Annotated in this window: 10 protein-coding genes; 4 read left to right on the top strand and 6 right to left on the bottom strand. The window is 72.5% G+C overall.

Features of this window, described 5'->3' with window-relative positions; genetic code table 11:
* The first annotated feature begins 11 nt into the window (after window positions 1-11).
* Window positions 12-2,675 (top strand): 1,4-alpha-glucan branching enzyme, encoded by a 2,664-nt coding sequence (gene glgB / locus OG776_RS15310; RefSeq protein ID WP_329321150.1) that lies wholly within the window; start codon window positions 12-14, stop codon window positions 2,673-2,675.
* 208 nt (window positions 2,676-2,883) lie between these two features.
* Here glgB and OG776_RS15315 read toward each other — a convergent pair whose 3' ends face one another.
* The 5 genes from OG776_RS15315 to OG776_RS15335 all read right to left on the bottom strand — a co-directional run bounded on the left by OG776_RS15315 (window position 2,884) and on the right by OG776_RS15335 (window position 8,860).
* Complete coding sequence (locus OG776_RS15315) at window positions 2,884-5,106, bottom strand: HelD family protein (protein ID WP_329321151.1); 2,223 nt, start codon at window positions 5,104-5,106, stop codon at window positions 2,884-2,886.
* 192 nt (window positions 5,107-5,298) lie between these two features.
* Window positions 5,299-5,631, bottom strand: a complete 333-nt coding sequence (locus tag OG776_RS15320) for a thioredoxin family protein (RefSeq protein ID WP_148010536.1) — start codon at window positions 5,629-5,631, stop codon at window positions 5,299-5,301.
* On the bottom strand, window positions 5,628-6,056 hold the full coding sequence (locus OG776_RS15325) for a MerR family transcriptional regulator (protein ID WP_148010535.1): 429 nt from the start codon (window positions 6,054-6,056) through the stop codon (window positions 5,628-5,630). The genes OG776_RS15320 and OG776_RS15325 overlap by 4 nt, the downstream gene beginning before the upstream one ends.
* A gap of 122 nt (window positions 6,057-6,178) precedes the next feature.
* A complete protein-coding gene (locus OG776_RS15330; RefSeq protein WP_329321154.1) occupies window positions 6,179-6,949 on the bottom strand; it encodes a DUF2127 domain-containing protein in 771 nt (256 codons plus the stop codon).
* Window positions 6,950-7,081: 132 nt separating this feature from the next.
* A complete protein-coding gene (locus OG776_RS15335) occupies window positions 7,082-8,860 on the bottom strand; it encodes an MFS transporter (RefSeq protein ID WP_261994647.1) in 1,779 nt (592 codons plus the stop codon).
* Window positions 8,861-9,019: 159 nt separating this feature from the next.
* On the opposite strand from OG776_RS15335, the gene OG776_RS15340 reads away from it, so the two are divergent.
* A complete protein-coding gene (locus OG776_RS15340; RefSeq protein ID WP_148010533.1) occupies window positions 9,020-9,682 on the top strand; it encodes a TetR/AcrR family transcriptional regulator in 663 nt (220 codons plus the stop codon).
* 307 nt (window positions 9,683-9,989) lie between these two features.
* Here the strand turns inward: OG776_RS15340 and OG776_RS15345 are convergent, their stop codons facing one another.
* On the bottom strand, window positions 9,990-11,408 hold the full coding sequence (locus OG776_RS15345; RefSeq protein WP_148010532.1) for a cation:dicarboxylate symporter family transporter: 1,419 nt from the start codon (window positions 11,406-11,408) through the stop codon (window positions 9,990-9,992).
* Between the two features lie 158 nt (window positions 11,409-11,566).
* Between OG776_RS15345 and OG776_RS15350 the strand changes: the two genes are divergently transcribed.
* Both OG776_RS15350 and OG776_RS15355 read left to right on the top strand, forming a co-directional pair.
* Complete coding sequence (locus tag OG776_RS15350; RefSeq protein WP_329321157.1) at window positions 11,567-13,282, top strand: sensor histidine kinase; 1,716 nt, start codon at window positions 11,567-11,569, stop codon at window positions 13,280-13,282.
* Window positions 13,279-13,962, top strand: coding sequence for a response regulator (locus OG776_RS15355; RefSeq protein ID WP_148010530.1), 684 nt, complete (start codon window positions 13,279-13,281; stop codon window positions 13,960-13,962). The genes OG776_RS15350 and OG776_RS15355 overlap by 4 nt, the downstream gene beginning before the upstream one ends.
* Window positions 13,963-14,022 lie beyond the last annotated feature (60 nt).

Raw genomic sequence — 14,022 nt, forward strand, 5'->3', positions numbered from 1 at the left:
AGGCCCTGCCCGTGACGCCCCGCCCCCCGTCCGACGACAGTCCGAAGAAGAACGGTGCCAAGAAGCCGGTCAGCGGCAAGAAGGCGGCGGTCCAGAAGACCGCGGCCCAGCAGAAGGCGGCCGGGAAGGCCGCCCGGAAGGCGGCCGAGGGGAAACCGGCACCCGAGGTCTCCGAGAGGCCCGCCGACCGGAAGCCCACCGGGGGCAAGGGCCCGAAGTCCGCCGGGGGGAATCCCCGGCCGGCCGCCGCCGACCGGCCGCCGGCACCCGTCGTGGCCGCCTCCGCGCCCACCGGCGCCCCGCCCGCCGCCTCCACCGACGCCCCTCCCCTCACCGCCCCCGTCCCCGCTCCCGCCGCCGCCTCCGCCGACGCCCCTCCCGTCACCGATCCCGCCGGCACCGTCACGCCGGCTGACGACCCGCTCGGTTCCCTTCCCGCGCACGGCGGTTCTCCTGACGGTGCGTCCGGGACCGCCGCCGTCCCGGCGTTCACGGGGATCGGTCCGGGCGACCGGGAACGGCTGCTCTCCGGCACGCACCACGATCCGCACGGGGTGCTGGGCGCCCATCCGGTGCCGGGCGGCGTGGCGTTCCTGGCCTTCCGGCCGTACGCCCTGGGCGTGACGGTCGTGACCGACGATCTGCGTGCCGAGCTGCACGACGACGGTGACGGCTTCTTCTCGGCCTTGCTGCCGCTGCGCGCGGTCCCGGACGCCTACCGCCTCCTCGTGGCGTACGAGGGGACGGTCCAGGACACCGAGGACGCCTACCGCTTCCTGCCGGCGCTCGGCGAGCTCGACCTCCATCTGCTGGGTGAGGGCCGTCACGAACAGCTCTGGCGCGCGCTGGGCGCCGAGCCGATGGTCCACCAGGGCGTGGCGGGCACCCGCTTCACCGTCTGGGCGCCGAACGCGCGGGGCGTCAGGCTCGCCGGCACCTTCAACTTCTGGGACGGCACGGGGTTTCCGATGCGCTCGCTCGGCGCCACGGGCGTCTGGGAGCTGTTCGTGCCCGGCATCGGTGAGGGCGAGCTCTACAAGTTCGAGATCACCCGCCCCGACGGCACCCGCACCGTGCGCGCCGACCCCATGGCCCGGCGCACCGAGGTGCCCCCGGCGACCTCCTCGATCGTCCACACCTCGCACCACACCTGGCACGACGAGGAGTGGATGGCGGAGCGGGGCGGGCGTCCTGCCCACGAGGCGCCGTTCTCCGTCTACGAGGTGCATCTCGCGTCCTGGCGACCGGGCCTGACGTATCGTCAACTTGCTCAGCAGCTCCCCGCCTACGTCGCCGACCTCGGCTTCACCCACGTCGAACTCATGCCCGTCGCCGAACACCCCTTCGGCGGCTCCTGGGGCTACCAGGTCACCGGCTTCTACGCCCCCACCGCCCGCCTCGGCACCCCCGACGACTTCAAACACCTCGTCGACGCCCTCCACCAGGCCGGCATCGGCGTCCTCATGGACTGGGTCCCCGCCCACTTCCCCCGCGACGAATGGGCCCTCGCCGCCTTCGACGGACGCCCCCTCTACGAACACGCCGACCCCCAGCGCGCCGCCCACCCCGACTGGGGCACCCTCGAATTCGACTACGGCCGCCGCGAGGTCCGCAACTTCCTCGTCGCCAACGCCGTCTACTGGTGCCAGGAATTCCACATCGACGGACTCCGCGTCGACGCCGTCGCCTCCATGCTCTACCTCGACTACTCCCGCGAACCCGGCCGATGGACCCCCAACGAACACGGCGGCCGGGAGAACCTCGACGCCGTCGCCTTCCTCCAGGAGATGAACGCCACCGTCTACCGCCGCAACCCCGGCATCGTCACCATCGCCGAGGAATCCACCGCCTGGGACGGCGTCACCCGCGCCACCCACCACTCCGGCCCCGGCGGCTTCGGCGGACTCGGCTTCGGACTGAAGTGGAACATGGGGTGGATGCACGACTCACTGGACTACGTCCAGCACGAGCCGGTCCACCGCAAGTACCACCACCACGAGATGACGTTCTCGATGGTCTACGCCTACAGCGAGAACTACGTCCTGCCCATCTCCCACGACGAGGTCGTCCACGGCAAGAAGTCCCTCGTCTCGAAGATGCCCGGCGACTGGTGGCAGCAACGCGCCACCACCCGCGCCTACCTCGGCTTCATGTGGGCCCACCCCGGCAAACAACTCCTCTTCATGGGACAGGAGTTCGCCCAGGGCGCCGAATGGTCCGAGACCCACGGACCGGACTGGTGGCTCCTCGACCCCGCCTACCCGGCCGAGGCCGACCACCGGGGCGTCCGGGACCTGGTCCGCGACCTCAACGCCGTCTACCGGGGGACACCGGCGCTCTGGCAGCGGGACACCGACCCGTCCGGCTTCCAGTGGGTGGTCGGCGACGCGGCCGAGGACAACGTCTTCGCGTTCCTGCGGCTCGACGCCGAGGGCACCCCGGTGCTCGCCGTCTCCAACCTCTCGCCGGTCGTCCGTCACGGCTACCGCCTCGGTGTGCCCGACTCCGTGCCCGCCTGGCAGGAGACCCTCAACACCGACAGCGCCCGGTACGGCGGCAGTGACGTCACCAACCCGGACGTCGTCAAACCGGACCTGCAGCCCTGGCACGGCCGCCCGGGCAGCATCCGTCTGACCCTCCCCCCGCTGGCCACCGTCTGGCTGCGGCCGGCCTGAGCCCCGCCCTCCGGCGCGGCACGCCGTGTCTCCGGAGCACGGAGCCGCCCCGGCCCGGCCCTCCGGTCTCCGCTCCCGCCGGGCGCGGGACCGGAGACCGGAGGGCTCCGCCGTGCGCGGCCGGAGACCGGACGCTTCCACCGCGCGGGGCGGCGCGGCGGGAGGGGACCGCCGTCCCGCGCCTCCAGGCCCCGGACCGGGACCGTGCCTACCCGAACGCCTTCGCCAGCGCCTCCGGGAGGTCCCCGGTGTGCAGGACGCCCAGGCGCTGCGTGGCCCGGGTCAGGGCCACGTACAGGTCGCTCGTGCCGTACCGTCCCGGCTCCACCACCAGCACGGAGTCGAACTCCAGGCCCTTGGACTGGCGGGGGTCGAGCAGGACCACCGTGCGGGTCAGGTCGGGCTCGCCGCCCACGCTCACGCCCTCCAGCCCGGCGGCCAGTTCCGGGTGCAGGTCGCGCGGGGCGACGACCGCGAGGCGGCCCTCCGCCGGGGTCAGTTCCTCCACCGCCTTCGCCACCGCGCCGGGCAGGTCGTCGGTGGCGCGGACCCAGGGGCGTACACCCGTCGTCCGCACCGAACTCGGCGGTTCGAAGGCGGGGTGCTCCGCGCGGACCACCGCCGCCGCGACCTCCATGATCTCGGACGGGGTGCGGTAGTTGACGGCGAGCCGGGTGTGCTCCCAGCGGTCCTCGACATAGGGCGCGAGGATCCGCTCCCACGACCCGACCCCGGCCGCCTCGGCGGTCTGCGCCGGGTCGCCGACCAGCGTCATCGACCGGGTGGGACTGCGCCGCATCAGCAGCCGCCAGGCCATCGGCGAGAGCTCCTGCGCCTCGTCGACGATGATGTGGCCGAACGCCCAGGTCCGGTCGGCCGCCGCCCGCTCGGCGGCGCTGCGGTGGTCCTCCTCCTCGTGCCGCTCGGCCATCCGCTCGGCGTCGATGATGTTGTGCGCGGACAGGATCTCGGAGTCCTCCTCGTCCTTGTCCTCGAACTCGTACGTCCGCGAGGCGTACGACACGTCGAGCACGCCCTGCGCGTAGGCGACCTGGGTCCGGCGCTCCTGGTCGGCCGCGGCCCGCGCGACCCGGTCGTCCTCGCCCAGCAGTTCGGCGGCCTCGTCGAGAAGGGGGACGTCGGCGACGGTCCACGCGCCGGTGACCGGACGGCGGATCGCCTCGGCGTCCTCCTCGCCGACGTGGCCCTCCGGCGCGGCGAGGAAGTCGGCGACCAGCCGCTGCGGGGTCAGCCGCGGCCACAGCTGGTCGATGGCCGACCAGACCTCCGGGTTCTCCGCGAGTTCGTCACGGATCTGGGTGATGTCGCTCGGGTCGAGCAGGTTGGACCCGTCGAAGGGGTCGGTGCCGATGCGCTCGGCGAGCATGTCGGTGAGCGTGTTGAGGATGTGGCCCTCGAAGTACTCGCGGGCCACGTTGTGCGGCAGCCCGGCCTCACGGGTGCGCTCCCGGGCGACCCCGACGAGCCCGGCGTCGAGCATCAGGACGTCGCGGTCGTGCTCGATCGCGATCACGGGGTCGGGCAGCTCCTGGCGGTCGCGGACCACCGAGGCCAGCACCTCGGCCATGTCGGCCCGGCCCTTGACGGCCGCGGCCCGCGGGGTGTCCGCGGCCGTCGCCTTCACCCCGGGGAACAGTTCACCGACGGTCGCGAGCAGGACGCCCGTCTCGCCGAGCGAGGGCAGCACCTCGCCGATGTAGCCGAGGAACGCCGGGTTCGGGCCGACGATCAGCACGGCGCGCTTGGCGAGCAGCTCGCGGTACTCGTACAGCAGGAAGGCCGCCCGGTGCAGCGCGACGGCCGTCTTGCCGGTGCCCGGTCCGCCCTCCACCACCAGGACGCCCCGGTGCGGAGCGCGGATGATCCGGTCCTGCTCGGCCTGGATGGTCTGCACGATGTCGCTCATCCGGCCGGTGCGGGCCGAGTTGAGCGCGGCGAGCAGGACGGCGTCGCCGGTCGGGTCCTCGTGCCCGGTGCGCCGGTGGTCCCCGAGGTCGAGGATCTCGTCGTGCACGTCGGTCACCCGGCGCCCCTCGGTACTGATGTGCCGGCGGCGGCGCAGGTCCATCGGGGTGTGCCCGGTGGCGAGGTAGAAGGGGCGGGCGACCGGTGCCCGCCAGTCGATGAGGAGGGGGGTGTGCTCGGTGTCGTCGGCGCGGACACCGATGCGCCCGATGTGGTGGCTGACGCCGGAGGTCAGGTCGATCCGGCCGAAGCACAGCGAGCCGTCGACGGCGTTGAGTGCCGCCAGCAGCCCCGAACGCTCGGCGACGAGCACATCGCGTTCGAGCCTGGCCTGCATGGGCGTGTTCCCCTGCGCGAGCGCGTCGCCGACCGAGGCCTCGGTGTCGCCCCGCAGCACGTCGACGCGCGCGTACAGCCCGTCGATGAATTCCTGCTCCTGCTGCAATTCAACATCGGGAAATTCTGCGTTTGAGCCCCTGTTTGACAATTCCACTCCCGCCCGGATATACTGTGCCCAGTGAACTTCTCCGTGACTCGACAAATTCAAGTCGCGAATCATTCAATATACGCAAAGAAAACCCCCGGGTGCAATTTCCCCGGGGGTTTTCTTTGTGCCGTCCGCGTCCGGGACGCCCGCTCAGAGCACGTCGGACAGCTCCTCCGACAGCCGTCGCCGGGGCCGGGCGCCCACCATCGACTTCACCGGCTCGCCGTCGCGGAACACCAGGAACGTGGGCATCGAGAGCACCCGGTAGGCGTTGGTCGTCTCCGGATTCATGTCGACGTCCAACTGGACGACCTTGAGCCGCCCCTCCTCCTCGGCCGCGAGAGCGCTCAGCACCGGCCCCATCTGCCGGCACGGCGGACACCAGTCGGCGGTGAACTCCACCAGCACGGGCAGCTCCGCGCCGATCACCTCCGCCTCGAAGTCCGCGTCCGTCACCGACGTCACACCGGCCAGATCGATCACCTTGTCCGCCCTCCCAGTTCGCACACCGGCTCCGGGCCTCCCGGAGCCTCCGCGTCGGCGGCCAGCTCGTCGCGCGCCCGCTCGGCCCGCGCCAGCTGCGCGCCGACCTCGCTCCGCACCGCCCGCAACTCACCGATCAGTGCGTCGAGTTCATCCAGCTTGCGGCGGTAGACCGCGAGCGAGGCGGGACAGGAGTCCCCCTCCGGATGCCCGGCCCGCAGGCACTCCACGAACGGCCGCGTCTCCTCCAGGTCGAACCCGAAGTCCTGCAGCGTCCTGATCTGCCGCAGCAGCTTGAGGTCGTCCTCGTCGTAGGTGCGGTAACCGTTGCCGGCGCGCCGCGCGGGCAGCAGCCCCCGCGACTCGTAGTACCGCAGAGTGCGCGTGGTGGTCCCGGCCCTCGCCGCCAGCTCGCCGATTCGCATGCCCCGAACGTAGTCCTTGACGCGGGCGTCAAGGCAAGGCCGGCGGTGACCGCGAGGGGGGCACGGCCGGACGCGCCTGGCCGGACGCGCCTCGTCGGGCGTGCCTCGTCGGGCGTGCCTCGTCACGCGGGCGTGGTCACGCCCGCCGACTCCTCGACCTCCAGCAGCGAGGCGCTCTGCCGCTCCTCGTCGAACGCCGCGCGTCCGCCGCGCAGTCCGAAGAGCCGTTTGGCGAGGGCGATGTAGAGGACCGCGAGGACGTTCAGGACCAGAGTGGTGATCTTCAACCAGCTCACGTGCTCGGTGAGCTCGTAGACCTCCAGGGGGAGGAAGGCCGCGGTGGCGACCACCGTCAGGTACTCCGCCCAGCGCTTCGCGTACCAGAGGCCGCCCGCCTCGACCAGCTCGATCAGCGCGTAGGCCAGCAGCAGCGCGGCCACCAGGACCAGCGTGGAGTGCTTGTAGCCGAAGGTCTTCTGGATGGTGCCGACGACCGGCGAGTGGTCGAGGTCGTAGTGGAAGTGCTTGAAGACCGGCCGGAAGACGTTCAGGTACTCGTCGAAGAGACGGCGCACCGAGTCCTGGCTGTTGCTGAACCGCCACACCGCCACCGCGACCAGCACGATGAACACCCCGCGCACGGCCCGTTCGACGGCCAGGAAGCGCAGGATGAACAGGTCCCGCAGCACCTTGCCGCGCGGTACGAGCGGCGCGTCCTCCGCGGGTCCCGCACCGTGCGGCGCGCCGAGCACGAAGTCGCCGCAGCGCAGACAGCGCCAGGCCTCCCCGAGGCTGGTCCCGGCGCGCAGCCGCTCGCGCAGCCCCGGCTCGTCCGGCGCGTACGTCGCATGGCCGCGACGCGCGCACGTCCGCCGGTCCCAGTCGATCTTCATACTCCGTGCCCTCCGCAGAACATGCAGAACATCACGTGCCGTGCCGGTAGGTCCGGCACGGCACGGTAGTGCATGTTCTACGAGACGAAGGCCCGGGGGTCACGGTTGCGCGGGCACCGTCGTGGCCCGCGGTCAGCGCGCGACGGCACTCCTCCCGCCCTCGACGCCCGTCCCGGCCCCGGAGCCGGTGCGGGACCCGGACCCGGACCCGGACCCGGCCCGGGCCCCGGCATCGGTCCCGGCCGCCGCGTCCTCCTCGTCCGTCCCCGTCCCCGTCGCCGTCACGCGCTCCTTCCACGGCAGCAGGACCGCCACCAGCACCGTCCCCACGCCCAGGATCACCGCGCCGACCAGGCTGGTGTGCGCTACGGCGTCCGAGAAGGACGAGCCGACGGCGTCCGCCATCTGCCGTGCTCCATGGGCGAGTTGGTCGGACTGCCCCTTCAGCTGCGCGGCCTTCTCGGTGTTCCCGGCATGCCCGGCCCGCGCCGCCTGCTCACCGAGCTGCCGGGCCTTGTCACCGATGCCCCGGGCGACCGCGTATCCCGCGCCGACCGAGTCCTGCGCCGTGGACAGCGCGCCCGCCGGCAGCCCGCCGCCCTTGGTCGCCTCCGCGAGGTGCGAGGAGTACGAACCGGCCAGCACCGAACCGAGGAGGGCGATGCCGAGTGAACCGCCGAGCTCCAGCGAGGTGTCGTTGACCGCGCCGCCGACCCCGAGTTCGGACTCGGGGAAGGCGCCCATGATGGCGTCCGTGCAGGGCGAGAGCGCGAGCCCGATGGCGAGGCCGAGGACGACGAGAGGAAGGACGAAGTCGCCGTACGACGATGCCGCGTCCACCCGGGTGAGCAGCGCGAGGGCCGCCGTACCGCCGACCATGCCCGCGGTCACCGTGACCCTCATGCCGACGCGCGGGGTGAGGTAGCCGGTCAGCGCCGACCCGGCGAAGACCGCGCCGGCGAGCGGCAGCATCCGGACGCCGGTGTCCAGCGCGTCGTACCCGAGCACGAACTGCAGGTGCTGGGTGAGGTAGTAGAAGGCCCCGAAGACGGCGAGGAAGAAGAGCGCCACGGCGAGGTTCGAGCCCGCGAACCGGCGGTGGGCGAACCGGCGCACGTCGACGACCGGGCGGGGATGACGCAGTTCCCACACCACGAACGCGACCAGCCCGAGCCCCGCGACGACCGCGGCGGTCACGGCCCTGACGCCCCATCCGAAGTGCGGCCCCTCGATGATCATGTAGACCAGCGAGCCGATCCAGACCACCGAGAGCAGACCGCCGACGTGGTCGACGCGGTGCCGGTGCGCGGCGCTGGAGGGCGGTACGAGGACGAGGGCGCCGACGATCGCGACGACGGCGACCGGCACGTTGATCAGGAAGGTGGCGGACCAGCCGTGGTGCTGCAGCAGCGCGCCCGCGACCAGGGGGCCGGCCGCGATGGCGAGTCCGGCCGTGGCCGTCCACAGGGTGATCGCCTTGGCACGCTCCGCGCGCGGGAAGGTCGCGGCGAGCAGGGAGAGCGTCGCGGGCATGATCAGCGCGGCGCCGACCCCCATCACGGCACGGGCCGCGATGACCCCCGCGGAGCTGTCCACGAGCGAGCCCGCCACCGCGCCGCCGCCGAACACCATCAACCCGAGCACGAGCGCGCCGCGCCGGCTGTACTTGTCGCCGATCGCGCCGAGCAGCAGCATCAGCGCGGCGTACGGGACGGTGTAGCCGTCGATGACCCACTGCAGGTCGGCGCTGGACAGACCCAGGTCCCGGGTCATGTCGGGGGCCGCGACGGTGAGGGCGGTGTTGGCCATCACGATGATCAGCAGGCTCAGGCAGAGCACCAGCAGCGCCCACCAGCGCCGGGCGTAGGGCCGGTCCATCCGCTCGACCGGTTCATGGATGACGAGACGCATGGGTACGGCCGCCCTCTCCTCACTCGACTTGCACAGTGCCGTGCAAATGCACGACAGTGTGCAATGTACGGCGATGCACACCACTGTGCAAATCAGTGGGCCGGGGGCGTCCGGCGCCTTCGGCGCAGGAGCGGCGGGGCACCGCGCGAGGCGTGCAGAATGACAGCCATGACCACGGGTAGTGCCAGCCGGGCGGACGCGAACCGCCGCCGCATCCTCGACGTCGCGCTGGCCGAGCTGCTGCGCGACCCGGACGCCTCCATGGACCAGATCGCACGGGCCGCGGGCGTCGTACGGCGCACGGTGTACGGGCACTTCCCGAGCCGCGAGGTACTCGTCAGCACCCTGACCGACGGCGCCGTGGAGGCGGTGGCCGCCGCGCACGCGGAGGGCCGGGAGGGCGTCGAGGACCCGGCGGAGTCGCTGGTCCGCTCGACGCTCGCCGTCTGGGAGATCGCCGACCGTTACCGGCTGCTGGTCGCGCTGGCCCAGCGCAGCGTCACGGTGCAGGGCATCCGCGAGCGGCTCACCCCGGTGCGCGAGGCATGCGCGGAGGTGCTCCGACGCGGTCTGGAACAGGGCGTGTTCGAGTCCCCGCTGCCCGCCCCGGCCCTGGCGTACGTGCACGAACAGATGCTGTTCGCGCTGATGGAGGCGGTGAACGACGGCCTGCTCGGGCCGGCGGAGGCGGGCCGCTCCGCCGCCGTCACCGTACTGACCACGGCGGGTGTACCCGCCGCCCGCGCCACCACCCTGGTGGCGAAGCTGAGCGACGCCCGGGAGGCGCGTCCGGCGGAGCGAACGGGGAGCGTGGACGTGTGAAGAGGGGCGGCGCGCGGCGGGGGTGAGAAAGGGGACGGGAACGGAAGCGGCGGCCCGGGGCATGGGCCGGAGCGCGGGAACGGCGGTCCGTGTGCGCGGACGGGACCCGGGAACGCGAGCGAGGCAGCCCGAGGGCTGCCTCGCCGGGGGCACCGGCCGGCCGGGTCTACAGGGGGAAGGACCCGGCCGCCCGGCGGCCTGAGGGCGCCGTTCCGGCCGGGAGACGCCCGGTCAGGGCGAGCGTCCCGCGGGGTGGAGCGCCCCGTCGTGGGGAGACCGGCGCCGGCGCGTGCGGCGCACGGCCGTGTCAGGCCTTGGCCAGCTCCTTGTCGCCGCCCTGCTCGGGCAGTCCCGCGGCGGTGTCCGCGTCCTCACCGGAGTCGTCCAGCAGCGTCCGCTCGTCGAAGGGCAGCTCCCCGGCGAGGACCCGGGTCACGCGCTCCTTGTCGACCTCGCCGGTCCAGGTGCCGATCAGCAGGGTGGCCACCGCGTTGCCCGCGAAGTTGGTGACGGCGCGCGCCTCGCTCATGAAGCGGTCGATGCCGATGATCAGGCCGACACCGTCCACCAGCGCCGGCTTGTGCGACTGCAGACCGCTGGCCAGTACGGCGATACCGGAACCGGAGACACCCGCCGCGCCCTTCGAGGCGACCATCATGAAGAGCAGCAGCCCGATCTGCTGGCCGATGCTCATCGGCTGGTCCATCGCGTCGGCGATGAACAGCGAGGCCATCGTCAGGTAGATCATCGTGCCGTCGAGGTTGAAGGAGTAGCCGGTCGGCACGGTGATGCCGACGACCGGGCGGCTGACGCCCAGGTGCTCCATCTTCGCGATCAGCCGCGGCAGCGCGGACTCGGAGGACGAGGTGGAGACGATCAGCAGGAACTCCCGGCCCAGGTACTTCAGCAGCTGGAAGACGTTGATCCCGGCCACCAGCTTCGTCAGCGTGCCGAGGACGATCACCACGAAGAGGGCGCAGGTGATGTAGAAGCCGAGCATGATCGTGCCCAGCGCCTTCAGCGCGTCCATGCCGGTCTCGCCGATGACGGCCGCCATGGCGCCGAAGGCACCCACGGGCGCGGCCCACATGATCATGCCGAGGATGCGGAAGACGAGCTTCTGGATGTGCTCGACACCGCGCAGCACGGGCTGGCCGGCGCGTCCCATGGCCTGCAGCGCGAAGCCCGCGAGCAGCGCGATCAGCAGCGTCTGGAGGACCTGGCCCTCGGTGAAGGCCGAGACGAAGGTGGTCGGGATGATGCCGAGGATGAAGTCGACCGGGCCCTCGGCGGCGGCCTCGGCCTGCGTGTGCCCGACCCCCTTCACGGCCTCGGTCAGATGCATTCCGCTGCCGGGGTGGATGATGTTGCCGACCACCAGGCCGATGGCGAGGGCCACGAACGACATGCAGACGAAGTAGCCGAGCGCGAGACCGCCGACCTTGCCGACCTTGGCCGCCTTCCGCACCGAGCCGACCCCGAGCACGATCGTGCAGAAGATGATCGGCGAGATCATCATCTTGATCAGGGCGACGAAGCCCGTGCCGATCGGCTTGAGCTCCTTGGCGAAGTCCGGCGCGGCGAACCCGACCGCGATTCCGAGGGCGACCGCGATGATCACCGCGATGTAGAGATAGTGGGTGCGGTCCCGCTTGGCGGCGGGTGCGGCAGGTGCCGTTGGGGTGCTGGCCACGGCTGCCCTCCTTGACGACGTCGTCGGCATCATCCGGCGTGCGGCTCACGTCCGGGGAATCGGGAGACACGCCTTCCGGGAGAACCGGGGGGCGCGCGCCCGGGGGATGCGGTGACTATCTCCCGGTGTGTGAGGGCGGTCACCCTTCCGTTCATTTAGTTCACGCTTATCCGGCGAGGCAGACTGACGCCATGCGCCTCCCCCGCGTCCCGAGACCCCGCAGCCTGGCCGGCCAGCTCTTCGCCATGCAGGCCGTGCTCATCGCGGTGCTCGTGGCCGGATACGCGCTGTTCAGCTACGTCAGCGACCGCAGCCAGGCCGAGGAGGCCGCGGGCCGCCACGCGATGGCCGTGGCGCGCTCGGTCGCCGACGCCCCCTCCGTGCGCGAGGCGATCCGCACCACCGATCCGACGGGGCCCCTGCAGCCGTACGCCCTCCAGGTGCAGCGCGACACCGGGGTGGACTTCGTGACGATCATGAACCCGCGGGGCATCCGCTGGACGCACCCCGACGAGGGGCTGATAGGGCAGCACTTCCTCGGTCACATCGGCCCCGCCCTGCGCGGCAAGTCCTTCACCGAGACCTACACGGGCACCCTCGGCCCGTCGGTACGCGCCGTCACCCCGGTCCTGGACAACGGCCACCTCGTCGGCCTGGTCAGCGCGGGCATCAAGGTCGAGGCGATCACCCAGCGCGTCCAGGACCAGGTGACCGCCCTGCTCGGCGTCGCGGGCGGCGCCCTCGTCCTCGGCGGCATCGGCACCCATGTCATCAACGCCCGGCTGCGCCGCTCGACGCACGGCCTGAACGCGGCCGAACTGAGCCGTATGCACGACTACCACCAGGCGGCGCTGCACGCCGTGCGCGAGGGACTGCTGATGCTGGACGGCCAGTACCGGGTGGCGCTGATGAACGACGGCGGGCGGGAACTGCTGGGCGTGGGGGACGAGGCGGTCGGCCGGTCCGTGGCCGACCTCGGTCTCCCCGCCCCCCTGACCGGTGCCCTGCTGTCGGCCGAGCCCCGGGTGGACGAGGTGCACCTCACGGACTCCCGGGTGCTGGTCGTCAACACCTCCCCGGTCACCGGCGGCGAGCGCCGCGGCAGCGTGGTCACCCTGCGCGACGTCACCGAACTCCAGGCGCTGACCGGCGAACTCGACTCCGAGCGCGGCTTCACCCAGGCCCTGCGCTCGCAGGCCCACGAGGCCGCCAACCGTCTGCACACGGTGGTCTCGCTGATCGAGCTGGGGCGCTCCGAGGAGGCCGTCGACTTCGCCACGGCCGAACTGGAGCTGGCCCAGACGCTCACCGACGAGGTGATCTCGGCGGTCAGCGAACCGGTGCTCGCGGCCCTGTTGCTGGGCAAGGCGGCCCAGGCCAACGAGCGCGGCGTGGAGCTGGTGATCTCGGAGCAGAGCGGCATCGACGACGGTCTGCTGCCGGCCGGCCTGCCCGCCCGCGACCTGGTGACGGTCCTCGGCAACCTGATCGACAACGCGATGGACGCGGCCCAGGGCACGGTGCGGGCCCGGGTGACCGTCACCGCCTTCACCGACGGCTCCGGCCTGGTGCTGCGGGTCGCGGATACCGGGGCCGGGGTGGATCCGGCCCACGCGGAGGCCGTCTTCCGGCGCGGCTGGTCGACGAAACCGGCGGGACCCGCCGGCCGCGGGCTGGGCCTGGCCCTCGTACGCCAGGCGGTGGGCCGCCACGACGGCACCCTGACGGTGACCGAGGCGGCGGGCGGCGGGGCGGAGTTCGAGGTCCGGCTGCCGCTGCCCACGACCGCCCTGACCACCCCGACCGCCCCGGCCGCCGGCGACGGGACGGCCGCGTCCGGGTCCGCCGCCCCCGGAGACCACACCCCGGCACCCGTCCAGCACGCCCTGCCCGGAGGCGACGCATGACCGACCCCCAGCCCATCCGCGTCCTCGTCGTCGAGGACGACCCGGTGGCCGCCGACGCGCACGTCATGTACGTCGGGCGCGTCCCCGGCTTCACGGCGGTCGGCAGGGCCCACACCGGCGCCGAGGCACGCCGCGCCCTGGACCGCACGCCGGTGGACCTGCTGCTCCTCGATCTGCACCTGCCCGACGTGCACGGTCTGCAGCTCGCCCGCTCGCTGCGCGCGGCCGGCCATCACGCGGACGTGATCGCGGTGACCTCCGCGCGGGATCTCACGGTCGTCAGGGAGGGGGTCTCGCTCGGGGTCGTCCAGTACGTCCTGAAACCCTTCACCTTCGCGACGTTGCGCGACCGCCTCGTCCGCTACGCCGAGTTCCGCGCCGCGGCGGGCGAGGCGAGCGGCCAGGACGAGGTGGACCGCGCGCTCGCCACCCTGCGCGCCCCGGGTCCGGCGGCGCTGCCCAAGGGACTGAGCGCGCCGACCCTGGAGCGCGTCACCCGCACCCTGCGGGACTGCGCCGGAGGCCTCACCGCGGCCGGCGTCGCCGAGGTCGTGGGCATCTCGCGGATCACCGCGCGGCGCTATCTGGAGCACCTGGTGGACGCCGGACGCGCGGCCCGCGCCCCGCAGTACGGACAGGTCGGCCGGCCCGAGCTGCAGTACCGCTGGGTGAAGGGATAGTTCCGTATGCGGTCTTCAACAGGGTTTTTCCCGGGGCGGGTTCGGTCGCAAGGCGGTGCA

Origin of the sequence: Streptomyces sp. NBC_01689, from assembly GCF_036250675.1 — a bacterium.
Classification (GTDB): Bacteria; Actinomycetota; Actinomycetes; order Streptomycetales; family Streptomycetaceae; genus Streptomyces.